Annotated in this window: 25 protein-coding genes and 1 pseudogene; 12 read left to right on the top strand and 14 right to left on the bottom strand. The window is 59.3% G+C overall.

The annotated features are described in order from the left end of the window. Positions 1 to 32 precede the first annotated feature (32 nt). Together ACTWLJ_RS14225 and ACTWLJ_RS14220 are read right to left on the bottom strand one after the other, a co-directional pair. Entirely contained in the window at positions 33 to 479 is a 447-nt protein-coding gene (locus ACTWLJ_RS14225) for a hypothetical protein (protein ID WP_445181261.1), read from the bottom strand. Positions 480 to 588: 109 nt separating this feature from the next. Further along, a complete protein-coding gene (locus tag ACTWLJ_RS14220; protein ID WP_445181260.1) occupies positions 589 to 2,211 on the bottom strand; it encodes a methyl-accepting chemotaxis protein in 1,623 nt (540 codons plus the stop codon). A gap of 277 nt (positions 2,212 to 2,488) precedes the next feature. On the opposite strand from ACTWLJ_RS14220, the gene ACTWLJ_RS14215 reads away from it, so the two are divergent. Both ACTWLJ_RS14215 and ACTWLJ_RS14210 read left to right on the top strand, forming a co-directional pair. Further along, positions 2,489 to 3,511 carry a transporter gene (locus ACTWLJ_RS14215; RefSeq protein WP_401219739.1) on the top strand — a complete coding sequence of 341 codons (1,023 nt, stop codon included), beginning with the start codon at positions 2,489 to 2,491 and terminating at the stop codon, positions 3,509 to 3,511. Positions 3,512 to 3,760: 249 nt separating this feature from the next. Further along, complete coding sequence (locus ACTWLJ_RS14210; RefSeq protein WP_445181259.1) at positions 3,761 to 5,374, top strand: inorganic phosphate transporter; 1,614 nt, start codon at positions 3,761 to 3,763, stop codon at positions 5,372 to 5,374. Positions 5,375 to 5,496: 122 nt separating this feature from the next. On the opposite strand, the gene ACTWLJ_RS14205 is transcribed toward ACTWLJ_RS14210, so the two are convergent. Continuing rightward, positions 5,497 to 6,393 (bottom strand): LysR family transcriptional regulator, encoded by an 897-nt coding sequence (locus tag ACTWLJ_RS14205; RefSeq protein ID WP_445181258.1) that lies wholly within the window; start codon positions 6,391 to 6,393, stop codon positions 5,497 to 5,499. Positions 6,394 to 6,514: 121 nt separating this feature from the next. Here ACTWLJ_RS14205 and ACTWLJ_RS14200 point away from each other — a divergent pair, with 121 nt between their 5' ends. Beyond that, entirely contained in the window at positions 6,515 to 7,273 is a 759-nt protein-coding gene (locus ACTWLJ_RS14200; RefSeq protein ID WP_445181257.1) for an SDR family NAD(P)-dependent oxidoreductase, read from the top strand. A 131-nt stretch (positions 7,274 to 7,404) separates the two neighbouring features. Here the strand turns inward: ACTWLJ_RS14200 and ACTWLJ_RS14195 are convergent, their stop codons facing one another. Continuing rightward, positions 7,405 to 7,836, bottom strand: a complete 432-nt coding sequence (locus ACTWLJ_RS14195) for a multidrug/biocide efflux PACE transporter (RefSeq protein WP_445181256.1) — start codon at positions 7,834 to 7,836, stop codon at positions 7,405 to 7,407. A gap of 89 nt (positions 7,837 to 7,925) precedes the next feature. Here ACTWLJ_RS14195 and ACTWLJ_RS14190 point away from each other — a divergent pair, with 89 nt between their 5' ends. Further along, positions 7,926 to 8,780, top strand: coding sequence for a LysR family transcriptional regulator (locus ACTWLJ_RS14190; RefSeq protein WP_401219727.1), 855 nt, complete (start codon positions 7,926 to 7,928; stop codon positions 8,778 to 8,780). Between the two features lies 1 nt (position 8,781). On the opposite strand, the gene ACTWLJ_RS14185 is transcribed toward ACTWLJ_RS14190, so the two are convergent. Further along, positions 8,782 to 9,618, bottom strand: a complete 837-nt coding sequence (locus ACTWLJ_RS14185) for a LysR family transcriptional regulator (protein WP_445181255.1) — start codon at positions 9,616 to 9,618, stop codon at positions 8,782 to 8,784. Positions 9,619 to 9,729: 111 nt separating this feature from the next. On the opposite strand from ACTWLJ_RS14185, the gene ACTWLJ_RS14180 reads away from it, so the two are divergent. Beyond that, positions 9,730 to 10,455 carry an SDR family oxidoreductase gene (locus ACTWLJ_RS14180; protein WP_445181254.1) on the top strand — a complete coding sequence of 242 codons (726 nt, stop codon included), beginning with the start codon at positions 9,730 to 9,732 and terminating at the stop codon, positions 10,453 to 10,455. 729 nt (positions 10,456 to 11,184) lie between these two features. Here the strand turns inward: ACTWLJ_RS14180 and ACTWLJ_RS14175 are convergent. The 3 genes from ACTWLJ_RS14175 to ACTWLJ_RS14165 are packed head-to-tail and all read right to left on the bottom strand — an operon-like array spanning position 11,185 to position 13,217. Then, positions 11,185 to 12,414 (bottom strand): RNA polymerase sigma factor, encoded by a 1,230-nt coding sequence (locus tag ACTWLJ_RS14175; protein WP_445181253.1) that lies wholly within the window; start codon positions 12,412 to 12,414, stop codon positions 11,185 to 11,187. Continuing rightward, positions 12,407 to 12,751 carry a YciI family protein gene (locus tag ACTWLJ_RS14170; RefSeq protein WP_401219715.1) on the bottom strand — a complete coding sequence of 115 codons (345 nt, stop codon included), beginning with the start codon at positions 12,749 to 12,751 and terminating at the stop codon, positions 12,407 to 12,409. Before ACTWLJ_RS14170 ends, ACTWLJ_RS14175 begins: the two co-directional genes overlap by 8 nt. A gap of 40 nt (positions 12,752 to 12,791) precedes the next feature. Next, positions 12,792 to 13,217 (bottom strand): YybH family protein, encoded by a 426-nt coding sequence (locus tag ACTWLJ_RS14165; RefSeq protein ID WP_445181252.1) that lies wholly within the window; start codon positions 13,215 to 13,217, stop codon positions 12,792 to 12,794. A gap of 140 nt (positions 13,218 to 13,357) precedes the next feature. On the opposite strand from ACTWLJ_RS14165, the gene ACTWLJ_RS14160 reads away from it, so the two are divergent. After that, complete coding sequence (locus ACTWLJ_RS14160) at positions 13,358 to 13,843, top strand: GNAT family N-acetyltransferase (protein WP_445181251.1); 486 nt, start codon at positions 13,358 to 13,360, stop codon at positions 13,841 to 13,843. Between the two features lie 10 nt (positions 13,844 to 13,853). Next, positions 13,854 to 13,964, top strand: a pseudogene (locus ACTWLJ_RS14155) (pyridoxamine 5'-phosphate oxidase family protein); the annotation flags it as partial. 125 nt (positions 13,965 to 14,089) lie between these two features. Here ACTWLJ_RS14155 and ACTWLJ_RS14150 read toward each other — a convergent pair. The 3 genes from ACTWLJ_RS14150 to ACTWLJ_RS14140 all read right to left on the bottom strand — a co-directional run bounded on the left by ACTWLJ_RS14150 (position 14,090) and on the right by ACTWLJ_RS14140 (position 16,125). Continuing rightward, positions 14,090 to 14,578: a GNAT family N-acetyltransferase gene (locus ACTWLJ_RS14150; protein WP_445181250.1), complete on the bottom strand. Its 489-nt coding sequence runs from the start codon at positions 14,576 to 14,578 to the stop codon at positions 14,090 to 14,092. A 322-nt stretch (positions 14,579 to 14,900) separates the two neighbouring features. Continuing rightward, a complete protein-coding gene (locus ACTWLJ_RS14145; RefSeq protein WP_445181249.1) occupies positions 14,901 to 15,395 on the bottom strand; it encodes a GyrI-like domain-containing protein in 495 nt (164 codons plus the stop codon). Positions 15,396 to 15,462: 67 nt separating this feature from the next. Beyond that, positions 15,463 to 16,125, bottom strand: a complete 663-nt coding sequence (locus tag ACTWLJ_RS14140; protein ID WP_401219701.1) for a LysE family translocator — start codon at positions 16,123 to 16,125, stop codon at positions 15,463 to 15,465. A 139-nt stretch (positions 16,126 to 16,264) separates the two neighbouring features. Here ACTWLJ_RS14140 and alaC point away from each other — a divergent pair, with 139 nt between their 5' ends. Continuing rightward, a complete protein-coding gene (alaC, locus tag ACTWLJ_RS14135) occupies positions 16,265 to 17,482 on the top strand; it encodes an alanine transaminase (RefSeq protein ID WP_401219698.1) in 1,218 nt (405 codons plus the stop codon). Between the two features lie 176 nt (positions 17,483 to 17,658). Here the strand turns inward: alaC and ACTWLJ_RS14130 are convergent, their stop codons facing one another. After that, a complete protein-coding gene (locus ACTWLJ_RS14130) occupies positions 17,659 to 19,011 on the bottom strand; it encodes a GntP family permease (protein ID WP_401219695.1) in 1,353 nt (450 codons plus the stop codon). Between the two features lie 81 nt (positions 19,012 to 19,092). Further along, on the bottom strand, positions 19,093 to 19,626 hold the full coding sequence (locus ACTWLJ_RS14125; protein ID WP_445181248.1) for a gluconokinase: 534 nt from the start codon (positions 19,624 to 19,626) through the stop codon (positions 19,093 to 19,095). A gap of 216 nt (positions 19,627 to 19,842) precedes the next feature. Here ACTWLJ_RS14125 and ACTWLJ_RS14120 point away from each other — a divergent pair, with 216 nt between their 5' ends. Continuing rightward, on the top strand, positions 19,843 to 20,874 hold the full coding sequence (locus tag ACTWLJ_RS14120; RefSeq protein ID WP_445181247.1) for a LacI family DNA-binding transcriptional regulator: 1,032 nt from the start codon (positions 19,843 to 19,845) through the stop codon (positions 20,872 to 20,874). Between the two features lie 502 nt (positions 20,875 to 21,376). On the opposite strand, the gene ACTWLJ_RS14115 is transcribed toward ACTWLJ_RS14120, so the two are convergent. Next, positions 21,377 to 22,258: a LysR family transcriptional regulator gene (locus ACTWLJ_RS14115; protein ID WP_445181246.1), complete on the bottom strand. Its 882-nt coding sequence runs from the start codon at positions 22,256 to 22,258 to the stop codon at positions 21,377 to 21,379. Positions 22,259 to 22,379: 121 nt separating this feature from the next. On the opposite strand from ACTWLJ_RS14115, the gene ACTWLJ_RS14110 reads away from it, so the two are divergent. The 3 genes from ACTWLJ_RS14110 (at position 22,380) to ACTWLJ_RS14100 (ending at position 25,094) form a co-directional block, all read left to right on the top strand. Further along, positions 22,380 to 22,820 carry a PACE efflux transporter gene (locus ACTWLJ_RS14110; RefSeq protein WP_445181245.1) on the top strand — a complete coding sequence of 147 codons (441 nt, stop codon included), beginning with the start codon at positions 22,380 to 22,382 and terminating at the stop codon, positions 22,818 to 22,820. A gap of 125 nt (positions 22,821 to 22,945) precedes the next feature. After that, entirely contained in the window at positions 22,946 to 24,370 is a 1,425-nt protein-coding gene (locus ACTWLJ_RS14105) for an MFS transporter (RefSeq protein WP_445181244.1), read from the top strand. 154 nt (positions 24,371 to 24,524) lie between these two features. Continuing rightward, complete coding sequence (locus ACTWLJ_RS14100) at positions 24,525 to 25,094, top strand: hypothetical protein (protein ID WP_445181243.1); 570 nt, start codon at positions 24,525 to 24,527, stop codon at positions 25,092 to 25,094. Positions 25,095 to 25,209: the final 115 nt, after the last annotated feature.

Raw genomic sequence — 25,209 nt, 5'->3', positions numbered from 1 at the left:
TCCCACATTGGGATTGTGGTGTTTTTTGGATGTCAGGCTGACGTGCTCACCAACGAGCCCGAGCTGCTGCTGCCGGAGTCCTGCAAGGCCTGAAGCAACGACGCCGTAGCGGTTTGCAGCGAAGCTGAGGTGGCGGTGATCTGCGACTCGGCGGCGGCTACTTCGGTCGCCTTGGCGTCAGAGCTTTCCTGCTTTGCCTGGGCCGCTTGCAGCGCTTGCTGTTCTTCCTGCAATTGCTTTTGCAGCTCGGCGATCTGCTTGCGCAGTTCCTTGACCGAATCCGACTCTTCGCTAGTGCTGGAGCTGCCACCACCCGCAGGCGCCGCGCCGCCCGCTGCGGCTTTGCCGGTATCAGCCGTGGTGCCGCTGCTCGCCGTCGCGCTGGTGGTGGACGTGTCGTCACCGACATCGCTGATCGCGGTTTTGCTGGTCGGTGTGCTGAGGGTCTGGTTGATCGAAACTGAAGTGATGCTGACCATGGAATGGCTCCAATGCCGGTTATAGATAACCGGTCATCGACCATGGTCGCCGCAATTTGAGATCGACTGTGTACCGACTCGGTATCGGCGTCGGTACACAGTCGACGGGTCAGGCGCTCAGGCGAGCGGTGACCTCGTTGAGTTGCCCGGACAGGCCATGCAGGTTCTGGCTCGCCGCTTCGGTGCGCTGCACGTTGTCGAGGTTGGTGCTGGCAATCGAGGTGATCTCGGTCAGGTTGCGCGAGATGTCTTCCGCTACCGAGGTCTGCTCTTCGGCGGCGGTGGCGATCTGGCGGTTCATGTCGCGAATCGCTTCCACGGCGTGGGTGATGCGCTCCAGCATTGCGCCGGCCTGGGTCACTTGCTCGACACTTTCATCGCTACGCGTTTGGCCGCTTTCGATGGCTTGTGCGGCGTCCACGGCACCGGTTTGCACGGTCTGGATGATCTGATTGATCTCGATGATCGACGCTGCCGTACGTTGCGCAAGGCTGCGCACTTCATCGGCAACCACCGCAAAACCACGCCCGGCCTCACCAGCCCGCGCCGCTTCGATGGCCGCGTTGAGCGCCAGCAGGTTGGTCTGTTCGGCGATCCCGCGAATCACTTCCAGCACTTTGCCAATGCGGCCGCTGTCAGCTTCCAGACGACGGATGACCGTGGCGGTGTTGGTGATTTCGCTGCGCATCTGGGTGATGGTGTGGATGGTGCTCTGCATGACCTTTTCACCCTGCTGGGCGTTCTGATCAGCGTCGTCGGCGGCACGTGCGGCATCGGCGGCGTGACGGGCGACTTCCTGGGCAGTGGCGGACATTTCGTTCATTGCCGTGGCCACCTGATCGGTGCGGTTGAACTGTTCGTTGGTGCCGCCGGCCATGGTGGTGGCAATGGCATTCAGCTCCCCGCTGGCGCTGTCCAGATCGCTGGCGCTGCGCTGCAAACGGGTGAAGGTTTCAGCGAGGAAATCACGCAGGGTATTGGCCGCAGCGGCGAGGTTGCCCAATTCGTCCTGACGCTCGCTGACCACACGCTCGGCCAGACGACCTCGGCTCAACTGACTGACATAGTCGATCAATTTGCGAATCGGCTCGACCAGATTGCGGTTGACCAGCCACAGGCTGAGCAGACCGATCAGCAGCCCGGAACCGAGCATCACCAGCAACCCGAGCAATACGGTGCGATCAGCACTGGCGCTGATCAGCGTCGATTGTTCGTTACCTTGCTGGCGCAGTTGGGCAACCAGTTCGCTCATTTGATCGCTGGTCGCGCGGTCCACGCCTTTGACGGCATTGTCGCCAGCGGTCGGATCGCCACCGGCGGCCACGTAGGCGTCACGGCCCTTCTGGTAGGCGGCACCGAGTTGGCGGTGTTCGTCACGCAGACGTTCGATGCGGGTTTTCAGCGCTGGCTCGATGCCTTTCTGGCTGGCCAGTTCACCGAGGATATTCTGCACATCGCGCTGACGCTCTTCGAACTGGCTCCAGTATTTGGCCAGGTCTGCCGGCTGCTTGCCGCGCAACAGAACGTTTTTCCATTCCTGCACCTGCACCTTGAATTGCAGGTTGGCTTCATCAATCAACTGCGAAGTGTGTAACGGGCCGGCGATCAACTGGCTGTAGCTTTGCACGCCGTTGGACAGGAAATGAAAACAGGCCAGCGCGATCAACAGCATCGCCAACAGGCTACCGCTCAGCAGGGCGAGAATTTGCGCTCTCAGGGATTTTTGCAGCATCGCAGGTACTCATGACAGGGATGAGGCACGCCCGGATAAGGCGTGAAAAGTGGCCGGACTTCCCTGTCGGCGAACCTTGGCTTCTGACCAATGGCGCGCAACCTAATGCACCTGTAATCGGCGCGCCAGAGCGCTTCTTGAGAAACTATCCGACCGTCGGCAAGCCGCTGATTTGACGTCATTTTGCTGTCACATAAGCGTCATATCCGCTTGCGATGATGCGGCTCAGTGAACCTGCCATTCCCGCGACCGGCGCCCCTCTTCGCAGCGAGCCTCCATGAACCACAGCCTCGACCAAAGTCATCGCGATCCTGATCTGTTTGGCCTGCTCTACGGCTTTCGTTTTCTGCCCGGTGAACGTGGCCGTGAAGTCGATTCGGCGACCGCGTTGCGCTGCTTGCAGGACGACAGCGACAGCGAAGAATTCCTCTGGCTGCACCTCAACCTGGCTCACGCTGCCTGCGAGCGCTGGATGAAAAGTCATCTGCAATTGCCCGATGAGTTTTTCGAGGCGTTGCACGAAGGTTCGCGTTCGACGCGTATCGAGCATGTCGATTCGGCGCTGCTGGCGGTGGTTAACGATGTGGTGTTCAACCTCAGCAGCATGGTTTCTTCGGACGTGTCGACGCTGTGGGTTTGTGCGCGCAGCAAACTGATCGTCAGCGCACGCCTGCAACCGCTGCACTCGGTGGACAAGCTGCGCTCGTCGGTGAAGGCCGGCGAGCGCTTTCGTTCACCGCTGGAATTGCTCGTGCACCTGCTGCGCGATCAGGGCGAAGTGCTGACGCAGATCGTGCGCAAGACCAGCCTCAGCGTCGATCAGGTCGAGGACGAATTGCTCTCCTCGCGGCCCTCGACCAATCGCGCCGAACTGGGTGCCAATCGCCGGGTGCTGGTGCGCCTGCAACGGTTGCTGGCGCTGGAACCGGGCTCTCTGCTGCGCCTGCTCAATCGCCCACCAGCCTGGTTGCAGAAGGAGGACGTCAAGGAACTGCGCAAATCCACCGAAGAGTTTGCGCTGATCATCAACGACCTCACCGCGCTCGGTGAGCGGATCAAGCTGTTGCAGGAAGAGATCGCCGCCAACCTCAACGAACAGAGCAACCGCACGCTGTTTACCTTGACCGTGGTGACGGTACTGGCGTTGCCGATCAACATCATTGCCGGTTTTTTCGGGATGAACGTTGGGGGTGTGCCGTTATCGCAGGACCCGGAGGGGTTCTGGATATTGGTTGCGCTGGTGGCGACGTTTACGGTGATAGCGGGGCGTTGGGCGTTTCGTAAAAGAGGGGATTACTGACTCCACAATGGATGCCTCACTACAGTTCCCCTGTGGGAGCGAGCTTGCTCGCGAAAGCGGTGTGTCATTAACAATGATGGTGTCTGACACTCCGTCTTCGCGAGCAAGCTCGCTCCCACACTGGCTCTGCGTTCTCCTTCGGATCTGTGGTCAGACTAATCGGCCAAACACTGATCTGACGCAGTCTCTCTGTAACATTCTGCAACGATCATGGGCGACACTCCTTCCCTCGCTCAGGATTGTCCGCTCATGGCTACTCCTTCCCTGACCGCCAGCCAAGCGTCTGCCCCCAGCGGCAGACCGGCTCTCGATAAAAAATCCGGCCCGTTCACCTACGTGATCTTTTTCGCGGTACTGGCGATGGGGTTGCTGTTTACCGCCTACAGCCTGATGCACGACATGCACGAACTCGGCACGGTAGTGACGACCTGGACGCCGTTTCTGCTGCTCGGTGTGGCGCTGTTGATCGCGCTGGGTTTCGAGTTCGTCAACGGTTTCCATGACACCGCCAACGCAGTGGCGACGGTGATTTACACCCACTCGCTGCCGCCACATTTTGCGGTGGTCTGGTCGGGGTTCTTCAACTTCCTCGGCGTGCTGCTTTCGAGTGGTGCAGTAGCGTTTGGCATCATCGCGCTGCTGCCGGTGGAGTTGATTCTGCAAGTCGGTTCGTCCGCCGGTTTCGCGATGATCTTCGCCCTGCTGATCGCGGCAATTCTGTGGAACCTCGGCACCTGGTGGCTGGGTTTGCCGGCGTCCTCGTCGCACACGTTGATCGGTTCGATCATCGGCGTCGGCGTGGCCAACGCCTTGATGCATGGCCGCGACGGCACCAGCGGCGTGGACTGGGCGCAGGCGACCAAGATCGGTTACGCCTTGCTGTTGTCGCCGCTGGTGGGTTTCGGTTTTGCTGCGCTGTTGCTGCTGGCGCTGCGCGCGTTCGTCAAGAATCGTGCGCTGTACAAGGCGCCCGAAGGCAACACTCCGCCACCGTGGTGGATTCGTGGTTTGCTGATTCTGACCTGCACTGGCGTGTCGTTTGCCCACGGTTCCAACGACGGTCAGAAAGGCATGGGTTTGATCATGCTGATTCTGGTCGGCACCCTGCCGATGGCGTATGCGCTGAACCGCACCATGCCCGCCGATCAGGCGTTGCAGTTCGCCGCCGTCGCCGAGGTCACTCAGCAAGCGCTGGTGAAAAGTGCGCCGCTGCCAGCGCCGGCCGATCCGCGTCCGATCCTCTCGGATTACGTGCGCAGCAAGGAAGTCACCCCGCAACTGATCCCCGCTCTCGCCGCCCTCGCCGGGCACATTGGCGAAGAGGTCAAAGGTTACGGTTCACTGTCGAAAGTCCCCGCTGAGGCGATGGGCAACGTGCGCAACGACATGTACCTGGCCAGCGAATCGATTCGCCTGATGGACAAGAACAAGGTCGGCAACTTCGACGCCGATACCAGCGGCAAGCTGCAATTGTTCAAGCAACAGATCGACAATGCCACGCGGTTCATTCCGCTGTGGGTGAAGATCGCCGTGGCGATTGCGTTGGGGCTGGGCACCATGGTTGGCTGGAAACGCATCGTGGTCACGGTCGGTGAGAAGATCGGCAAAACGCACCTGACTTACGCTCAAGGCGCATCAGCGGAAACCGTGGCGATGCTGACCATCGGCGCTGCGGACATGTTCGGCTTGCCAGTGTCGACCACGCATGTGTTGTCGTCGGGTGTGGCCGGGACCATGGTCGCCAACGGTGGTGGCTTGCAGATGAAGACCATCCGCAATCTGCTGATGGCGTGGGTGCTGACCCTGCCGGCGGCTATTTTGCTGTCAGGCAGCCTCTATTGGCTGTTCACCCAGATCTTTTAGATCGCCAGAAAAACCTGTGGGAGCTGGCTTGCCAGCGATGACGGCCTGACAGTCAACATTGATGTCGGATGTGATGGCCCTATCGCGGGCAAGCCCGCTCCCACAGTGGTTTATGGTGTCGCTCAAAGGGTTGACTGGATCAGGTTCCCCAGCCAATCCATGAACACCCGCACCCGCAACGGCAGATGTCGTTGCCGCGCATACAGCAGTGAAATGCTCATCGCCGGCGCAGTGAATTGCGGCAGCACCGTCACCAGTTCACCGCTCTCAAGATGCGCATTCAGTCCAGTACGCGGCACCTGAATCAGGCCGAAACCACCCAGACACGCCGACTCATAAGCATCGGTGCTGTTGACCGTCACGCTACCCGCCATCGCCACCCGGTGAATCTGCCCCGCTTCCTCGTAGACAAACCCTTCCGAACGCGAACCCAGCACGCCGACGTAATGCACCAGCCGATGCTGCGCGAGATCCCCCACGGTCTGCGGCACGCCATAGCGCGCCAAATAAGCAGGGCTGGCGCAGTTGATCATGGTAAAGTCACCCAAGTGGCGCGCCACCACCGATTGGTCCGGTTGCGCGCCAATGCGCACCACACAGTCAAAACCCTCGCTGAGCAGATCGACACGGCGATCCGTGCTGCTGATTTCCAGCTCCAGATTCGGGTGCCGCGCCATGAACTCCGGCAGCCGCGGCATCACCAGACGCCGCGACAGAATGTTCGGCATGTCGATGCGCACCCGCCCGGTCAGCGAGGCTGCGTCCTGACGAAACAGCCCTTCGATCTCGTCCATGTGCGACAGCAGATCCTTGCTGCGTTCGTACAACACCAATCCATCCTGCGTCGCCTGCACCTTGCGCGTGGTGCGTTGCAGCAGACGCGTGCCAAGCAAAGCTTCCAGCGCCTGCACATGCTCGGACACGGTCGAACGCGGCAAGCCAAGACTCTCGCCAGCCAGCGTGAAACTCGACAACTCGCTGACTCGCACGAAGGTGCGCAGCAGTTCCAGTTTGTTCATTTGCGCACCTTTTGATTGTTCGGCTGATCCGATCAGTGATTCCGCTTTCAGTCTGTTTATCACCCCACGGCGGATAAATAAACTTTGTCCCATCACCACTCATCGCAATCGAGGAAGTCCCATGAATCGCAAAATCGCATTGATCACCGGTGCCAGCCGTGGCTTGGGCAAGAACGCCGCGCTGCACCTCGCCGCTCAGGGCGTGGACATCATCGGCACTTATCACAGCCGTTCTGATGAAGCGCTGGCGCTGGTCGTTGAACTGGAAAAAATTGGCGTCAAAGCCGTGATGCTGCAACTGGATGTTGGCAACAGCGAGAGCTTCGCGGCGTTCGGTGCGCAGGTCGAACAGGCGTTGCAGCAGACGTTTGAACGTCAGCGTTTCGACTTTCTGATCAATAACGCAGGCGTTGGTTTGCATGTGAGTTTCGCCGAGACCACTCGTGAGCAATTCGACATGCTGATGAATGTGCATTTCAAAGGGCCGTTCTTTCTGACCCAGCAACTGTTGCCGCTGATCAACGACGGCGGGCGGATCATCAACGTCTCCAGCGGCCTCGCCCGTTTCAGCATCCCCGGCGCCAGCGCCTATGCGGCAATGAAAGGCGCGATTGAAGTGCTGACTCGTTATCAGGCCAAGGAGCTGGGCGCACGGCTGATCACCGTGAACACCCTGGCGCCGGGCGCCATCGAGACTGATTTTGGCGGTGGCACCGTGCGCGATAACGCTGCGGTAAATGCGATGGTCGCCGACAACACTGCGCTGGGCCGCGCCGGTCAGCCGGATGATATTGGCGGGGCGCTGGCGCTGTTGCTGTCGCCGGGGGCGCAGTGGATCAATGGCCAGCGCGTTGAAGCGTCGGGCGGGATGTTCCTCTGATCGCAAGGCTGAATGATGTAATTGTGGCGAGGGGATTTATCCCCGTTGGACTGCGCAGCAGGCCCATTTTCTGGGGCTGCTGCGCAACCCGACGGGGATAAATCCCCTCGCCACAGGTCGTAGGTTGCAACTTAGGCGGTGCGGGCCATCAACACTCGCTCACGCACCACGTCATACCCCCAGTGATACACGTAGGTGTACGGCAGGAAGAACATCAGGACGCCGATATCCAGCAGGAACGCCTGCCACAAGCTGACCGACAGCCACCAGGCAATCAGCGGCACGCCCATCACGATCAATCCGCCCTCAAACAGCAACGCGTGAACCACCCGGGTCCAGCCGTTGTGTGCGATGTTCAGGCGCTTCAACGCACGGTCGAAAAAGCCGTTGAACACCACGTTCCAGCCCAGTGCGAGCATGGCAATCAGCACAGTCACCGCGCCCATCTCCAGCATCGGTTTGTCCATGATCCATGCCAGCAACGGCGTACAGATAATGATCGCCAGCAGTTCGAAACCGATGGCCTGAAAAATACGTTCAACGATGGATTTATTGGCAGTCATGGTCTGACTCCTTGAGTGAAGATGGTTGCCATGATCCACCCTCGCACCGATACTTCATAACCAATAACCATCGATCAAGGCGATAGTTCATGGCCTCGCAAGAAGTGTTGCTGGCATTCGTTCAAGCGGCGACTCAGGGATCTTTCTCGGCAGCGGCGCGCAAACTGGGGCGCAGTCAGTCGACCATCAGTGCGGCAGTGGCGAGCCTGGAGATCGATCTCGATCTGATCCTGTTCGACCGCAGCAGCCGCAAACCGACCCTGACCCCGGCCGGACACGTCATGCTGCAACGGGCCGAGGCGATTCTGGCGGCCAACAGTCGCCTGGAAATGACCGCCCGCCAATTGGCCCAGGGCGTCGAGCCGAAACTGACCGTGGCGATTTCCGACACTTATCAATCGGCACGTTTCGAAGCGGCGCTGGTGGGATTCGAACAGCGCTATCCCGACCTGGAACTCGAATGTCTGATTGCCGAATGCGATGACCTGATCGAGTTGGTGCAGCGTGGCCGGGCGCATCTGGCGTTTGCCGAAATGCAGGACAGCTATCCGGCGGATCTGGTGACTTCGACCGTCGCCGAGCGTACTGATATCGCACTGTTCGCCAGCCGTGAGCATTCGTTGGCGACAGCGGAAAACATCGACCAGTCAATGCTGGAGCTGCATCGGGAATTACGTCTGGCGACCATCGTCAATCCGTACGACAGCCGGGCCAAGGGCAGGGTGTGGTCGGCGCCGAGTTATCTGATGTTGATGGAAATGGCGGAAATGGGTTTCGGCTGGGCGCCACTGCCGCGCTGGCTGGTGGGACGTTTCGGCAATGGCTCGCTGGTGGAACTGACCGTGCGCGGCTGGCCGAAACCGGTGTTTGTCGATGCGCTGTGGTCGCGGCAGTATCCGCCGGGGCCGGCGGGGAGCTGGTTGCTCAGCAAGATGCTGGAATGAATCAGGCGGCTTCGATTGCCACTGGCCGATTCACCTGAAAAAACTCATGCAACCCGCGCATTGCCGGCAACTCCAGCGCCTGCGCCGCATAACACAATCCCACCCGCCGAGTCGGTGCCGGCAGGTGCAGCGCCCGCACCTGCACCCGCGCATGCCCGCTGACCAATGACTGCGGCAACATCGCCACGCCAACACCGGCAGCGACCATGTGCAGCGCCTGTTGCAACGACCCGGCATGCCCCGCCACCGCTTGCGGCGAGCGCCCGTACAACGCCATCAACCGCTGGTGCGACGGATGTTTCGGGCAGGTGATCCAGTCCTCGATCGGCGCCCAACCGGCCTGCGCCGAAGCCATCGAATGATCGACCGGCAGCGCCATCACATAGGGTTCTTCCCACAGCGGCAGGAACAATTCGTCCTCGCAGCACATCTCCTCGACCGCCAGTCGACCATCGCCGTGGCAGCCCTCCTCCAGCGTCAGCAACAGATTCGGCAACGCCTGATGCGCCATGCGCACAAACGCTTCGATATGCCCGGCCGCAATGTCGCCCTCGATACCAAGGGTCAGTGGCGCACGGTTTTCGCGCCCGCGAAACATCCGGCTCAAGGCTTCGGATTCCGCCACCATGCGCCGCGCCTGCGGATACAACAGCCGCGCTTCGTCGCTGACTTCCACGCCGCGTGGCTGACGTACGAACAGCGCCACACCGAGTTCGTCTTCCAGCTGTTTGATCGTCACCGACAGCGTCGGCTGGCTGATGAACAGACGTTGCGCGGCGGCGGTGATGTTGCGCTCCTCGAACACAGCAAGGAAGGCTTTGAGATGGCGAATATCCATAGGAAATTCCGATAGCAGACAGAGGAATAAGGCATTTTTCAGCCTCGACAGGGCTAAATATACTGCGCCCAACAGTCAGTCATTTGAAATTCTTATTTCAGGAGTTCAGCCATGCGCAAGCCATTGATCATCATCACCGGAGCCAGTTCGGGTATCGGCGAAGCCACTGCCCGGCGTTTGAGCGCTGCCGGCCATCCGTTGCTGTTGCTGGCGCGGCGTGTCGAACGCCTTGAAGCGCTGGAATTGCCGAACACTTTGAGCCGTCAGGTCGATATCACTGATCGCGAAACGTTGCTCAAGGCTGTCGCTGAAGCCGAAGCGCAATTCGGCCCGGCTGATGCGCTGATCAACAACGCCGGAGTGATGCTGCTCGGCGAGATGAGCAAACAGGACCCGGCGCAGTGGGACCAGATGCTCGACGTCAACGTAAAGGGTTTGCTCAACGGCGTACACGCGGTGGTCGCGGGGATGGTCGAGCGTAAACACGGGACGATCATCAACGTCAGCTCGGTGGCCGGGCGCAAGACTTTCCCCAACCATGTGGCGTACGTCGGCACCAAATTCGCCGTGCATGGTTTGTCGGAAAACCTGCGGGAAGAGCTGGCGCCGCACAACGTGCGGGTGACGACGATTGCCCCGGGCGCGGTGGAAACCGAGCTGTTGAGCCACACCACGGATGAGTCGATCAAGACCGGGTATCAGGCCTGGAAGCAAGAGATGGGCGGGACGGTATTGAGTGCCGAGGATGTGGCGACGGCGATTGCCTATGCGTACGAGCAACCGCAGAACGTATGTATTCGCGAGATTGTGCTGGCCGCAACTCGGCAGCAGGCCTGATTCATCGATGTTGTCCTGACGGGCCTCTTCGCGGGCAAGCCCGCTCCCACAGTGATTGATGGTGTACACAGAATCCAGGTACATCCACAGAACCTGTAGGAGTGAGCCTGCTCGCGATTGCGCTGGATCAGGCTGAAACGATGCTGAATGTGCCGGCATCATCGCGGGCAAGCCCGCTCCCACAGGGATTCAAGTCGTTCACAGAATTCAGGTACAGCCACAGAACCTGTAGGAGTGAGCCTGCTCGCGATTGCGTTGTATCAGGCTGAGACGATGCTGAATGTACCGGCATCATCGCGGGCAAGCCCGCTCCCACAGGGATTCAAGTCGTTCACAGAATTCAGGTACAGCCACAGAACCTGTAGGAGTGAGCCTGCTCGCGATTGCGCTGGATCAGGCTGAAACGATGCTGAATGTACCGGCATCATCGCGGGCAAGCCCGCTCCCACAGGGATTCAAGTCGTTCACAGAATTCAGGTACAGCCACAAAACCTGTAGGAGTGAGCCTGCTCGCGATTGCGTTGGATCAGGCTGAAACGATGCTGAATGTACCGGCATCATCGCGGGCAAGCCCGCTCCCACAGGGATTCAAGTCGTTCACAGAATTCAGGTACAGCCACAAAACCTGTAGGAGTGATTGAAGTCGTTCACAACATTTGTGAGCACCACGATACCTGTGGGAGCGGGCTTGCCCGCGAAGAGGCCATCACTGCCAGTAACAATTTCGGATCAAACCAGTGCCTTCAACCGCGCCTCGATAAACCGCCGCTCCGGCGCCTGCCGGGTCAATTCCAGCGCTCGCCGATAAGCAGCCCTCGCCTCCTCCACCCGCCCCAACTGCCGACAAAATTCCGCCCGCGCCGAGTGCGCCAAGTGGTAATCCTGCAACTCGCCACGATCGAGAATCGCTTCAATCAGCGTCAATCCAGCCAACGCTCCATCACGCTTGGCCACCGCCACCGCTCGATTCAACTCGATCACCGGCGACGGCATCGCCCGCAGCAGCACGTCATACAAGCCAACAATCTGCTCCCAATCCGTTTCCGCCGCTGACGGCGCCTCGGCATGCACCGCAGCAATCGCCGCCTGCAACGAGTACGGCCCGAACCGTCGCGTGGTCAGCGCCCGCTCGACCAGCGCACCACCCTCGGCAATCAACTCGGTATCCCACAACGAGCGATCCTGATCATCCAGCAGAACCAACTCACCGTCCGCCGAGGTGCGCGCCGGGCGCCGTGACTCGTGCAACAACATCAGCGCCAACAGGCCCATGACCTCCGCTTCCGGCAGCAACTCCATCAGCAAACGCCCGAGCCGGATCGCCTCGCGGGTCAGATCCTCGCGGATCAACTCGTCGCCCATCGACGCCGAATAACCTTCGTTGAACACCAGATAAATCACCCGCAGCACACTGTCGAGCCGCTCGGGCAATTCGCTCAGGCTCGGCACTTGATAAGGGATTTTCGCGTCACGGATTTTCGCCTTGGCGCGGACGATGCGCTGGGCAATTGCCGCCGGCGCCGAGAGAAATGCACGGGCGATTTCCTCGGTGGTCAGGTCGCAGACTTCGCGCAGGGTCAGCGGGACTTGCGCATCCGCCGCCAGCGCCGGGTGGCAGCAGGTGAAGATCAGCCGCAGACGATCGTCCTCCAGATCCTCGTCGCTCCAGTCGGCCTGTTCCAGCTCTTCGAGTTGCGCCAGCAGCAACGGTTGCGACGCCTTGAATCGTGCCCGTCGGCGCAACACGTCAATGGCTTTGAAGCGTCCGGTGGACACCAGCCAGGTGCGCGGATTGTCCGGCACGCCGTCACGCTGCCAGCGTTCGACCGCGATGAAGAACGCCTCATGCAAGGCCTCTTCAGCGAGGTCAAAATCACCGAGCAGACGAATCAGCGTCGCCAGAATCCGCCGCGAGTCTTCGCGATAGACCTGCTCGACCCGCGCCTTTACCTCAGACATTCAACTGGCGCACGGGGCGCACTTCAACGCTGCCGACCCGTGCCGCTGGAATGTCCCCGGCGACCTGGATCGCTTCATTGAGATCCTTGGCCTCGATCAGGTAGAAGCCCGCCAACTGCTCCTTGGTTTCAGCAAACGGGCCGTCGGTGATCGACAGTTTGCCGTTGCGCATGCGCACCGTGGTGGCGGTCTGCACCGACTCCAAAGCCTCGGCAGCAACCATCCGGCCACTGCCCTGCACCGACTCGGCGTAGGCCCAACATTCGGCGTCTTCCGGGCTGTCGGGCAGCGAATGCAGCAGGCGCTCATCGCTGTAGACCAAGCATAAATACTTCATGGCTTTCTCCTGAATCGAACGGATCAACTATGGCTGAAGATCAGGGTTGCACATCAAACAGGGTTGCGCCGCTCATCGGATCGAACGGAGCCGACCAGTGTTCATGGGCGATTTTCCACACCCCACCGACTTGTCGATAACACGCGGTGGCGCGCATCCAGCAACTCTGGGTTTCGCCCTTGTCATTGGTGCCGCCGCAATTGGCGACCCAATGCGCGAAGGCGAGGTTATCGGCGGTCTCGATGGCAATTTCGTGGAACTCGAAAATGTGCGGGCCCGGGCACATTTCCATGCAATCGACCCAATGCTTGCGATAGGCCGCTTTGCCCTTGAATTGCAGGGCCTTGATGGCATCGAACGAAAGGATATCGTCGGCGTACAGGGCCATGACTTTTTCCACATCCTTGGTCATGACTGCCTGACGGTAAGTGTCGATCAGGGTCTGGATTTCGCTTTGTGCGCTCATGGTGTTCTCCGTGATTGTTGTTGTGAAGACACCCTTAGTCGTTCGGCAAATTGGCAAATCGACAGGCGAAACAAAAAATTTCCGTTGAGAACAAAGTCGATAGAATTCGTACTTATCTCTGTAGGAAAAAGGAAATTCCCGTGTCATCCCGACTGGTCCCGTACGAAGTCCTGAATGCTCAACAGCGGCAGCAGGTCGAGGCGATTGAAGTCCACGCCGAGCAGATCAAGTTCTCTGGTGATATCCACGGCGCGCTGCACTCGTTGCTGTCGAAACCCGGCCCCGGCGTGAAGGGTTTTGCGCTGTTGGCGGATGATGTGCCGGTGGCATTTCTGTTGCTCAAGCGCCCGCCCGTGTTGCCGGCCTGGGCCGATGAACACAGCGCCACATTGCATGCGTTGCAGGTTGATCGTCGGGCACAGGGCAAGGGTTACGGCAAAGCCTGTTTGCTGGCACTGCCGGAAGTTGCGCGCCAGGCGTGGCCGGAAATCAAGGGACTGGAATTGTCGGTGGATGCGGATAACAACGCAGCCATCGCGCTGTATGCCAAACATGGTTATGTCGACAGCGGCGAGGCGTACAAGGGCCGGATCGGTTACGAACGGCGCATGGGCCTGTTTTTCTGAATCAATCGAAGCCCTGCCGAGCGCAGGCGTTGCTTTCCACAAACGCCTGAACGACGGCCAGTTCGACGCTGAAACCTACGACCGCGAAGCCCCGATCCGGGTGCGCGAAACACTTTATTGATCCCGAGTGGACCCCCTGTAGGAGTGAGCCTGCTCGCGATGAGGCCGTGTCAGTCAACAAGATGTGATGGCTGATTTACCGCTATCGCGAGCAGGCTCACTCCTACAGTTTTGATCGGCGTTGATTCAGAGGGTCAGGATCATCTCGTGCCACGCCATGCCGCCGTGGTCGGATTCGGATGGTTTGATGTAGGCAAAGCCGAACCCGGCGTACAGCGGCACATGCTGTTCTTTGCACATCAGGTGAATCGTCGCCTTGTTCAGACCGCGCATGCGCTCGATGAATTCGCCCATCAAACGCTTGGCCAGACCCTGGCCCTGATAATCCGGGTGCACCACCACCGACATGATCACCACGTTCGGCCCGGCCGGGTCGTGGCCGATCAGTTCCTTGAAGTCTTCGTCGGACATCTGCACGTCGAACGCCGCGCCAGAGTTGACGAAACCGGCGACCACGCCATCCACTTCGGCAACGATGAAACCGTCCGGCCAGGTGGCGATGCGCTTGGCGATCTTCTCGCGAGTCGCCGCTTCGTCGCCTTCATAGGCAACGGTCTCGATGGCGTAGCAGCGATCAAGGTCGGCAGGAATGGCGTTACGAATGAGGGTGGTCATGGCAGCTCGGAATCAGCGGGAGAAAGGCCTGAAAGCATAAAGGAATAAGCACTGCATATCGATCCGCAGACGCGGCGTAAAGCTTGCGTATAAGTGCTTTTCTTCGGTTTCACGGCGGGCTATTGCTGTTGCCTGTCACTGATATCCCTTGGGGGAAACAGCTTATGAGCAGCGTTGAAATCGGTCTGTTGATGGTGTTGGGCATCAGTACTTTCGGCTTTATCACGCTGGGCATCGACCTGTTGCGGGCGCGATGGAACAACAAGAGCAAACAGGGTTGAAACAGTGAGGCGGATCAGTGATCCGCCTCATCGTTGTCTGGTCAGCGCTTCGTTTCAACCGGTACGCAGATTTCCAGCGTGCCGGTTTTGCGCGCCGGGTTGAAATCGGCGCTGTAGCGTTCGATTTCCGGGGCGTTGAGTTCCACATAACTCGAGCTCGGCAGCCAGGTCTTGTAGATGTATTGCAGGGTCTGCGGCAGATGTTCGAGCGAGCCTTTGTGCTCGAACACGGCGTACTGCCGAGGCAGGACTTCGACCCACTGGTACACCTTCTGGTCCAGGTCATCCAGTTTGCTGATTTCCACCCCAGCGATGTAGTCGAAGCCACCCTCGCCGTCGAAATTTGAGCAGACCCCATAGGTCACTTCGCCTTTCTGGCCCGGCACTTTCCCCAGATATGGCAAGAACTTTTCCCATAGCGCAGGAATGTCCTTGGCGGTCGCTTGGGTAAATCGACCACGAAAACCTGCAATCAGCAGGAAGTGTCCATGTTCGAAGCGAGGTTCAGCCACTTCGACGCGTGTTTGCTCATCCATGACTCGACTCCTGGAACAAAAAAAGGGGTTCGGCTGGGAGTATAGAAGCCAAACCCGATTCGCAAGGTTACAGTGCGTGCAACTGGTCGGCAGCCCCGGAGCCAACGAACTCGTTATAGCCAGATAGAATCACGTACACCGCGAAATAGCAGAAGATCGCCGCTGAAGCCATGTACGAATAGCGCAGCAGTTTGTCGCCCAGCAGCTTGCCGCCATGGCTCGCGGCGAAGCACAAACCGGCCGACCACAACAGCCCGGCGCAGAGGAAGCCGCCGAGGAACAGCGCCGAACTCAGCGGGCCACCGCCACCGGAACGGGCGATCAGCGTGCCGCCGACTGCGGCAAACCACAGGATCGCGCTCGGCGACGACATGGCGAGGAAAATTCCTCGGAAGAACTCCTTGCGATGCGAGTTGCTGCCCACCTCGGCGGTCTCGGCCAGCAGTGCTTCGTGATGGATCGCCGAGTAAATCATCTTCGCCGCGAAGTAGATCAGCAGCGCCGAGCCGCCGATCCACAGCACCCAACGCACGGTTTCGTATTGCAGCAAAACGGTCATCCCGGCCAGCGCCAGAATCGCGTAGATCAGATCGCCGACGCAGGTGCCAAGACCCAGCGCGAAGCCCTGAAAGTAGCCGCGTTGCATGGCCAGAGTGATCATCGCGATGTTGGCCACGCCGATATCCAGGCACAGCGAAAGGCTCAGCAGAAAGCCGCTGGTGAATTCCATTAACCGTTTTCCTTGGGAAAAAATTGTTGTCGCACGCTCTGGACAGTATGCCATCACTGCCCTTATCTTCCGCCACAGGTCACCGCAGTGACCAGCGTCGCTCGGACGGTTCCGGGCGCTTACGTTATCCGAGGCAACAATGGCTGAACAAGGTTCGCCGCGCCGCTTTGCGCGCATAGATCGACTCCCCCCTTACGTTTTCAACATCACCGCCGAGCTGAAGATGGCCGCGCGACGTCGTGGTGAAGACATCATCGACTTGAGCATGGGCAACCCTGACGGGGCCACGCCACCGCATATCGTCGAAAAACTGGTGCAGGTTGCACAGCGCGAAGACACCCACGGTTACTCCACGTCCAAGGGCATTCCGCGTCTGCGCCGGGCGATTTCCAACTGGTACAAGGAACGCTACGAGGTCGATATCGACCCGGAAAGCGAAGCCATTGTCACCATCGGTTCCAAGGAAGGCCTGGCGCATTTGATGCTGGCGACCCTGGATCAGGGCGACACGGTACTGGTGCCGAATCCGAGCTATCCGATTCACATCTACGGCGCAGTGATTGCCGGCGCGCAGGTGCGCTCGGTGCCGCTGATTCCGGGTGTGGACTTCTTCGACGAGCTGGAACGAGCGATTCGCGGCTCGATTCCGAAGCCGAAAATGATGATCCTCGGCTTCCCGTCGAACCCGACCGCGCAGTGCGTTGAGCTGGATTTCTTCGAACGAGTGATCGCCCTCGCCAAGCAGTACGACGTACTGGTAATTCACGATCTGGCTTACGCCGACATCGTCTACGACGGCTGGAAAGCCCCGTCGATCATGCAGGTGCCGGGCGCCAAGGACATCGCGGTAGAGTTTTTCACCCTGTCCAAGAGCTACAACATGGCGGGCTGGCGCATCGGTTTCATGGTCGGCAACCCGGAACTGGTCAACGCCCTGGCGCGGATCAAGAGCTACCACGACTACGGCACTTTCACCCCGCTGCAAGTGGCGGCGATTGCTGCACTGGAAGGCGATCAGCAATGCGTGCGCGACATCGCCGAGCAGTACCGGCAGCGGCGTAACGTGCTGGTCAAGGGCCTGCATGAACTGGGCTGGATGGTCGAGAATCCGAAAGCTTCAATGTATGTCTGGGCGAAGATTCCCGAGGCGTACGCACATATGGGTTCGCTGGAGTTCGCCAAGAAACTGCTGGCCGAGGCCAAGGTCTGTGTCTCGCCGGGCGTTGGTTTTGGCGAGTATGGCGACGATCACGTGCGCTTCGCGCTGATCGAAAACCAGGACCGGATTCGTCAGGCCGTACGCGGGATTCGCGGGATGTTCCGGGCCGATGGCCTCGCTCCGAAAACTGCTGGCTAACACAAACCCTGTAGGAGTGAGCCTGCTCGCGATTGCGGTGTGTCAGTCACCGTAAATGTCACTGATTAACCGCTATCGCGAGCAGGCTCACTCCTACATTGGTGATGTGTTGAGCCATAAAATCATCACCCACAAAAAAACCGCATCGCTGCGGTTTTTTTGTGTCCGCGGATCGCTTAAACGAACAGCGACAACAGCAGAATGAAGCCCAGCGCGACGATCGACAGGATGGTTTCCATCGCGGTCCAGGTCTTGAACGTCTCGGCCACGGTCATGTTGAAGTATTGCTTCACCAGCCAGAAACCGGCGTCGTTGACGTGGGACAGGATCAGCGAACCTGCGCCGGTCGCCAGCACCAGCAGCTCACGGTTGACGCCCGGGATCATCCCGACCACCGGCACCACAATGCCTGCGCCAGTGATGGTCGCCACAGTCGCCGAACCGGTTGCGATACGGATCACCGCCGCCACCAGCCATGCCAGCAGGATCGGTGAGATCTGCGCGCTGACCGCCATGTGGCCGATCACGTCGCCCACGCCGCTGGTCACCAGCATCTGCTTGAAGCCACCGCCGGCGCCGATGATCAGGATGATCGCGGCAGTCGGCGCCAGGCTCGCGTCGAGCCACTTGAGAATCTGTTGGGAACCGATGCCCTGCTTGTGGCCGAAGGTGTACAGCGACAGCAGCAACGCCAGCAGCAGCGCCGAGATCGGGTGACCGATCATGTCCATCCAGGTGCGGAAGAAGTTGCCGTCCGGCAGCGCCACGTCAGCAAAGGTTTTCAGCAGCATCAGGAACACCGGCAGCAGCACGGTGATCAGGGTGATGCCGAAGCTCGGCAGCTTGGTCGAATCGGTTTCACGGGCCAGTTGATCGACCAGTTCCTGATTCGGCGTGCCGGGAATGTGCTTGGCGATGAACGTACCGAAGATCGGGCCGGCAATGATTGCCGTCGGCAGCGCAACGATCAGACCGTAAAGAATGGTCTTGCCGATGTCGGCACCGAACACGCCGATGGCCAGCAGCGGGCCCGGGTGCGGCGGCACCAGACCGTGTACGGCGGACAGGCCGGCGAGCAGCGGGATACCGATCTTGATGATCGACACGCCAGTGCGACGAGCCACGATGAACACCAGCGGAATCAGCAGCACGAAGCCGATTTCGAAGAACAGCGGAATGCCCACCAGGAACGCGGCGAACATCATTGCCCACTGCACTTTGTCCTTGCCGAACGCGCGAATCAGGGTCTGGGCAATCTGATCCGCCCCGCCCGATTCGGCCATCATTTTGCCGAGCATGGTGCCCAGCGCGAGGATGATGCCGACAAAACCGAGGACGCCACCGAAGCCGTCCTGGAACGCCTTGATGATGGTGCCGATCGGCATACCGGAGGTCAGACCAAGGAACGCCGCCGCAATGGTCAGCGAGATGAACGGGTGAATCTTGAACTTGGTGATCAGGACAATCAGCCCGATTACCGTGACCACTGCATCGAGCAGCAGGAACGAGTCGTGGGACATGCCAAACATTGGGGGTGTCTCCTGGTTGTTGTTGTTATTAAAGCGGGTTAATCAGAAGTCGTGAGGACAACGCTATTTGCATGAACACGTTCATACCGCCTGTTTCAGGCCATTGGCCTGCCACCAGACGTGGGCTTGCGCAGCCAACTCTTCAACGCTGTGGATCGAGGCATTGAGTGCCAGCGTCAACGGCTCGCCTTTAGGCGATTCGAGGGTGGCGAACTGGCTTTCGATCAACGTGGCCGGCATGAAATGGCCCGGGCGGTGCGACACACGCTCGGCGGCGACTTCAGGCGTCAGCTCAAGAAACACGAAGCCCAGGCCCGGCAAGGCACTGCGCAACACTTCGCGATAACTGTGTTTGAGTGCAGAACAGGTCAGCACCGGGCGCTGGCCCAGAGCATCGACGCGACGCAACTCGACGCACAGGCTGTCGAGCCAGCCGGCACGGTCGTCGTCGTTCAGGGGAATCCCCGCGCTCATCTTTTCGATGTTGGCGGCAGGATGGAAAGTATCGCCTTCAATGGCAGTGGCGCCGCTCAATTGGCACAGGGCCTCGCTGACGCACGTCTTGCCGCAACCGGCAACGCCCATGATGACCAGGGCGGTGATGGGATGATTCATGTAACACCTCAGCGCGCAGACAGCGCTACCTTTGCTAGCTATGACTCTAGTGCACAGGCAGAAGTTGCCGACGCCTTCTTGTCGTTTTTTTGGGTTGCAGCAGGTTTGCGCCCAACGCCAAAAAGCGAGGATCAGGCAGGACCTCGCTTACGCATTTGCAGCTGCATCAGGACAGCGCTACCTTAGTGCCTTGATTTTTGTTTGGCAAGCCGCCCGATGACCACCCCTAAAAACGATAAAAATACCCGCACCACCGGCCGTCCCACCCTGAATGAAGTTGCGCGTCTGGCCGGCGTCAGCCCGATTACCGCCTCCCGCGCCTTGCGTGGCGTCAGCACCGTGGCCACCGAACTGGTGGAAAAAGTGCAGAAAGCCGCCCTCGAACTCAACTACGTGGTCAATCCCGCCGCCCGTGCACTGGCCTCGGCGCAGAGCCATTCGGTCGTTGTGCTGGTGCCGTCGCTGTCGAACTTGTTGTTCATCGATACGCTGGAAGCCATTCATCGGGTTTTGACGCCCAAGGGCTTCGAAGTGCTGATCGGCAACTTTCACTACTCGCGTGATGAAGAAGAAAACCTGCTACGCAACTACATGGCTTATCAGCCGCGCGGTTTTTTGTTGACCGGGTTTGATCGCACTGAAAGTTCACGCCGCATGATCGAGGCGAGCAACATTCCTTGCGTGTACATGATGGAACTGGACAGCGCTGCCGGCCTGAACTGCGTGGGTTTCTCGCAACTGAGCGCCGGTGAAACAGCTGCCGAACATTTGCTGTCCCGTGGCCGCAAGCGCCTGGCTTACATTGGCGCGCAACTTGATCAGCGCACGTTGCTGCGCGGTGAAGGTTTCCGCAAAGCCTTACAGAAGGCCGGGCGCTACGACCCGGATCTGGAAGTGCTGACACCCCGCGCTTCATCGGTGGGACTGGGTGGCGAGTTGTTCCTGCAACTGCTGGCCGCGCACCCGGATGTCGATGCGATTTTCTTCGGCAACGATGACCTGGCGCAGGGTGCATTGCTTGAGGCGTTGCGCCACGGAATCAAGATTCCCCAGCAGGTGGCGATTCTCGGCTTCAACGACTTGCCGATGTCGGAATACATGGTGCCGCGCCTGAGCAGCATCAACACCCCGCGTGAAGCGATTGGCCGGCGTGCGGCGGAGCAGATGCTGACGTTGATGGCGGGCAACAGCGTGGCGCGTCCGGTCGAAGACATGGGCTTCGAACTGAAAGTCCGCGAAAGCACATAAATCGCCATCGCTGGCAAGCCAGCTCCCACAGGTATTTGGTTGTTTACAGATTTTGTGTTCAACCGGGACCCTGTGGGAGCTGGCTTGCCAGCGAATGCGTCATGTCAGTCAATGCACCTGTCGCTGACACACCGCTATCGCGAGCAGGCTCCGAGTCGAACACATAACCTGTAAACAACCAAATACCTGTGGGAGCTGGCCTGCCAGCGATGGCGTCATGTCTGTCAATGCACCTGTCACTGACACACCGCTATCGCGAGCAGGCTCCGGGGCGAATAAAAAACCTGTAAACAACCAAATACTGTGGGAGCTGGCCTGCCAGCGATGGCGTCATGTCAGTCAGTGCACCTGTCGCTGACACCCCGCTATCGCGAGCAGGCTCCGGGTCGAACACAAAACCTGTAAACAACCAAATACCTGTGGGAGCTGGCCTGCCAGCGATGGCGTCATGTCAGTCAGTGCACCTGTCGCTGACACACCACTATCGCGAGCAGGCTCACTCCTACAATGGACCTCGGCCGAGTAATTCAACCAGGGCCGCTGCGCCTTTCTGCAGTGGCTGGCTCTTCAGCCACACCGCATGCACTGGCATCACCAGGCCGTTGTCGATGTTGCGGAAATTCAGCCGCTTCAGTCGCCCGGAATCCAGCCGCGATTGCACCACCGACAACGGGAAGTTGCCCCAGCCCAATCCCGCCTCGACCATCTCCATAGCCATTTCAAGGCTGTCCGTGCGCCAACAGGATTCAGCCACCAATGGCCGGGTTTCGCTGATCGGCAAATCACGGCTGGCGACGAAGATCTGCCTTACATGCACCAGATCCTCAAGAAACAAATCCTGCCCCAGCAACAACGGACTGTCCGCCGCCAGCGTGGCGATCATGCGTTCGCTGCCGACAAACTGAAATCGCTCCTGCACATTCATGCTTAACCCGGCAAACGCCAGGCACACGTTGACCCTGCCGCTGTGCAGCATCGCCAGCACATCATCCTGCGGCGCGGTCAGCACTTCGATGTCGAGGAACGGATGACGCTCGGCAATCACCTTGATCGCCGCCAACAGGCGCCGCCGATCGATGTCCGCCACCACGCCAATCGACAACTTGCTTTCCAGCCCCAGCGACAACTCCACCGCGTGCACTTGCAGTTGCTTGAGTTGATCGGCAATCAGCCGCGCATGTGGCACTAATGCATTGGCCATGGCAGTGGGTTGCGGTTCACGGTGACTGCGGTCGAACAGCGGATAACCCAGCTCTGCCTCCAGATTGGCGATGCTCATACTGACCGCCGACGGGACTTTGCCCAGCGCCCGCGCGGCAGCGGAAAACGAGCCACGTTCGATCACCGCGAGAAACAGTTCAATGCTGTCGCTGTTGAAATTCAAAACCATCACCTATCAATAAAACTGAAAGCTACTGACTTTTTCTGTCACCTCTATTGAAGCTATCTTTCGCCGTCTTCGCCAGCCCCCGCTGGCATCAAGTCGCAACAAAGAGGCAATCTGCATGCAAGGCGTCAAACGCAAACTGGTCTATGTGTCGCTTTACGAAGTGATCGGCATGACCTTCTCCGCCCTCGGTCTGGCGCTGTTGTCGGGTACGTCGCCGGGCAGCACCGGGCCGTTGGCGGTGATCATCACCACCATCGCCGTGACCTGGAATTTCATCTACACCTCGATGTTCGAACGCTGGGAAAGCCGTCAGGTGTCGCGCACTCGCACAGTCAAACGACGGATCGCCCACGCCATCGGTTTTCAACTGACGCTGATCGTGTTTCTGATTCCACTGATCGCCTGGTGGATGAACATCAGTCTGGTGCAGGCGTTTCTGCTGGATCTGGCGTTGATCGTGTTCATCCCCTGCTACACGTTTGCGTTCAACTGGCTGTTCGACCGGTTATTCGGCCTGCCAGCCTCGGCGCTGCCTGATCCACTGCCTGCGGCATAAATCGTTAATTCGTAAACGAATATTGCAATAACCCGGCAATTCTCAGGCGTCAGGCGCCGATATTCACAAGCATCGGTTTCCGATAGCAGGCTAAGCTTCTCCATCAATAAAAAATGGATCAGCCCATGACTGCTCAAGCCCCCAGCGCCACACCAAGCGACGGTATCGATCCGATACGCGCCGCACAGATTTCCGCCCGCATTGATCGCCTGCCAGCGGTCGCAACGATCTGGCGGCTGGTGGCGCTGCTGTCGATTGGTGGTTTTTTCGAGCTGTACGATCTGTTCCAGACCGCGTACATCAGTCCCGGGCTGATCCGTGACGGGATCTTCGCCACCGGCAGTCAGGGCGTGTTCGGTTTCTCCGATCAGGCGGCATTCGCCTCGGCGACATTCCTCGGTTTGTTCATCGGCGCGAGCATGCTCAGCCCGTTGGCGGATCGCTTTGGCCGGCGGGCGATCTTCACTTTCGCGCTGGTCTGGTACACCGTCGCCACAGTGTTGATGGGCGTGCAGAGTTCGGCGCTGGGCATCATCTGCATGCGCTTTCTGGTGGGCATCGGCCTCGGTATCGAGTTGGTGACCATCGACGCCTACCTCTCGGAACTGGTGCCCAAACGCATGCGCAGTTCTGCGTTTGCCTTCGCGTTCTTCGTGCAGTTCCTATCGGTGCCATCCGTGGCATTGATGTCGTGGTGGCTGGTGCCGCAAGACCCGTTCGGCATTGCCGGCTGGCGCTTCGTGGTGTTGGCCAGCGCGGTGTTTGCGCTGTTCATATGGTGGCTGCGCAAACGCCTGCCGGAGTCGCCGCGCTGGCTGGCGCAACACGGTCGTTTCGATGAGGCGAACCGGATTCTCGATGGCATCGAGGCGCGTTGCGAAAAAGATCATGGCCAGCCGCTGGACACGCCGGAACCGGTCGCAGTGGACGTCGAAGGCAAGGGCCGTTTCGCCGATATCTGGCAGCCGCCCTACCGCCGTCGTGCGCTGATGCTGATCGTCTTTCACGTGTTTCAGGCCATCGGTTTCTTCGGTTTCGGCAACTGGTTACCGGCGCTGCTTTCCGGTCAAGGCGTCAGCGTCACCCACAGCCTGATGTACGCGTTCATCATCACCCTCGCCTACCCGCTGGGGCCGCTGCTGTTCGTGAAGTTCGCCAACCGTTTCGAGAACAAGTGGCAGATTGTCGGCTCGGCCCTCGGCGCCATGACCTTCGGCACTTTGTTCGCTTTGCAGACCAGCGCCTTCGGCCTGATTTTTTGCGGGGTGATGATCACCTTCTGCAACGCTTGGCTGAGCTTCAGTTATCACTCGTACCAGAGCGAACTGTTCCCCACCAACATCCGCGCTCGTGCCGTGGGCTTCTGCTATTCATTCAGTCGTCTGTCGACGGTGTTCAGCAGTTTGTTGATCGGCATGTTCCTCGAACATCTCGGCACACCGGGCGTCCTCGCGTTCATCGCCTGCAGCATGCTGATCGTGATGCTGACCATCGGCTGCTTCGGCCCGCGCACGCGTAATCTGGCACTGGAGAACATTGCCCATCGCTGACGAACAGCGGTCATTCGTTGCCGCGAGACGGCAGCGGATGACCGCTTCGTGATGTGCCACAAACAGACAACCGATTGATATAAAAGGATTTACCTGTAAGGCATGGTAATTGCTCCGATATGGCCATCGGTCATTACCTACAGGTCAATTCATCATGTTGGTCAGTGCTAAACAACAGCAAATCATTCATCTGCCGAAGCGGCTGACTGAAGACACCACGGCCACCGTGGCTGCCGGTCTGCAAGGTGGCCTGCACGGCGCAATGCTGCAATCGCTGCAAAACCAGACACAGTCGCAAGCCACCAGCGCCACTTCCCAGGTGCAGGATTCGGCTACGCAGATCGCTACTCAACAGGTCAGCGAAGCCACACGCATCAGCGATAACGTCGATGAAGCGTTCGCCAAGACCCGTGTCGGCCTGCAAACCACTGATACTTCCGATGCCACCAAGACCACCGGCACCTCGGCCACCGACGCGTTCAAGGAATACATGAGCAAGACGCCGGAACAGCGTCTGCGCGACAGCATCCTGCAGGAAATGGGACTCACCGAAGAAAGCTTCAACGCGCTGCCGCCTGAGCGTCAGGCAGCTATCGGCAAAGAGATCGCCCAGCGCATGCAGGACAAACTGCAGATGGCGCAGCAAGAGAAGGAAAACGCCAAGGGCATCAATGAAGTCAAGGATAGCGACAAGCTGGCGGACAAGGTCCTTGCATCGCTCTGATTTCAAGGCTGCATAAAAAACCAATGCAGGAGCTGCGGCACGCTGCGATCTTTCGATCTTGATTTTAAAGATCAGGATCAAAAGATCGCAGCGTGCCGCAGCTCCTGCAGTTGTT

This window comes from Pseudomonas sp. McL0111 (genome assembly GCF_052567255.1).
This window is presented reverse-complemented; position numbering and strand designations above follow the sequence as displayed.

Excerpts from the sequence above, each read along its gene's own strand:
- ACTWLJ_RS14225 (WP_445181261.1), bottom strand. The coding sequence starts at position 479 with ATGGTCAGCATCACTTCAGTTTCGATCAACCAGACCCTCAGCACACCG.
- ACTWLJ_RS14220 (WP_445181260.1), bottom strand. The coding sequence starts at position 2,211 with ATGCTGCAAAAATCCCTGAGAGCGCAAATTCTCGCCCTGCTGAGCGGT.
- ACTWLJ_RS14215 (WP_401219739.1), top strand. The coding sequence starts at position 2,489 with ATGAACCACAGCCTCGACCAAAGTCATCGCGATCCTGATCTGTTTGGC.
- ACTWLJ_RS14210 (WP_445181259.1), top strand. The coding sequence starts at position 3,761 with ATGGCTACTCCTTCCCTGACCGCCAGCCAAGCGTCTGCCCCCAGCGGC.
- ACTWLJ_RS14205 (WP_445181258.1), bottom strand. The coding sequence starts at position 6,393 with ATGAACAAACTGGAACTGCTGCGCACCTTCGTGCGAGTCAGCGAGTTG.
- ACTWLJ_RS14200 (WP_445181257.1), top strand. The coding sequence starts at position 6,515 with ATGAATCGCAAAATCGCATTGATCACCGGTGCCAGCCGTGGCTTGGGC.
- ACTWLJ_RS14195 (WP_445181256.1), bottom strand. The coding sequence starts at position 7,836 with ATGACTGCCAATAAATCCATCGTTGAACGTATTTTTCAGGCCATCGGT.
- ACTWLJ_RS14190 (WP_401219727.1), top strand. The coding sequence starts at position 7,926 with ATGGCCTCGCAAGAAGTGTTGCTGGCATTCGTTCAAGCGGCGACTCAG.
- ACTWLJ_RS14185 (WP_445181255.1), bottom strand. The coding sequence starts at position 9,618 with ATGGATATTCGCCATCTCAAAGCCTTCCTTGCTGTGTTCGAGGAGCGC.
- ACTWLJ_RS14180 (WP_445181254.1), top strand. The coding sequence starts at position 9,730 with ATGCGCAAGCCATTGATCATCATCACCGGAGCCAGTTCGGGTATCGGC.
- ACTWLJ_RS14175 (WP_445181253.1), bottom strand. The coding sequence starts at position 12,414 with ATGTCTGAGGTAAAGGCGCGGGTCGAGCAGGTCTATCGCGAAGACTCG.
- ACTWLJ_RS14170 (WP_401219715.1), bottom strand. The coding sequence starts at position 12,751 with ATGAAGTATTTATGCTTGGTCTACAGCGATGAGCGCCTGCTGCATTCG.
- ACTWLJ_RS14165 (WP_445181252.1), bottom strand. The coding sequence starts at position 13,217 with ATGAGCGCACAAAGCGAAATCCAGACCCTGATCGACACTTACCGTCAG.
- ACTWLJ_RS14150 (WP_445181250.1), bottom strand. The coding sequence starts at position 14,578 with ATGACCACCCTCATTCGTAACGCCATTCCTGCCGACCTTGATCGCTGC.
- ACTWLJ_RS14145 (WP_445181249.1), bottom strand. The coding sequence starts at position 15,395 with ATGGATGAGCAAACACGCGTCGAAGTGGCTGAACCTCGCTTCGAACAT.
- ACTWLJ_RS14140 (WP_401219701.1), bottom strand. The coding sequence starts at position 16,125 with ATGGAATTCACCAGCGGCTTTCTGCTGAGCCTTTCGCTGTGCCTGGAT.
- alaC (WP_401219698.1), top strand. The coding sequence starts at position 16,265 with ATGGCTGAACAAGGTTCGCCGCGCCGCTTTGCGCGCATAGATCGACTC.
- ACTWLJ_RS14130 (WP_401219695.1), bottom strand. The coding sequence starts at position 19,011 with ATGTTTGGCATGTCCCACGACTCGTTCCTGCTGCTCGATGCAGTGGTC.
- ACTWLJ_RS14125 (WP_445181248.1), bottom strand. The coding sequence starts at position 19,626 with ATGAATCATCCCATCACCGCCCTGGTCATCATGGGCGTTGCCGGTTGC.
- ACTWLJ_RS14120 (WP_445181247.1), top strand. The coding sequence starts at position 19,843 with ATGACCACCCCTAAAAACGATAAAAATACCCGCACCACCGGCCGTCCC.
- ACTWLJ_RS14110 (WP_445181245.1), top strand. The coding sequence starts at position 22,380 with ATGCAAGGCGTCAAACGCAAACTGGTCTATGTGTCGCTTTACGAAGTG.
- ACTWLJ_RS14105 (WP_445181244.1), top strand. The coding sequence starts at position 22,946 with ATGACTGCTCAAGCCCCCAGCGCCACACCAAGCGACGGTATCGATCCG.
- ACTWLJ_RS14100 (WP_445181243.1), top strand. The coding sequence starts at position 24,525 with ATGTTGGTCAGTGCTAAACAACAGCAAATCATTCATCTGCCGAAGCGG.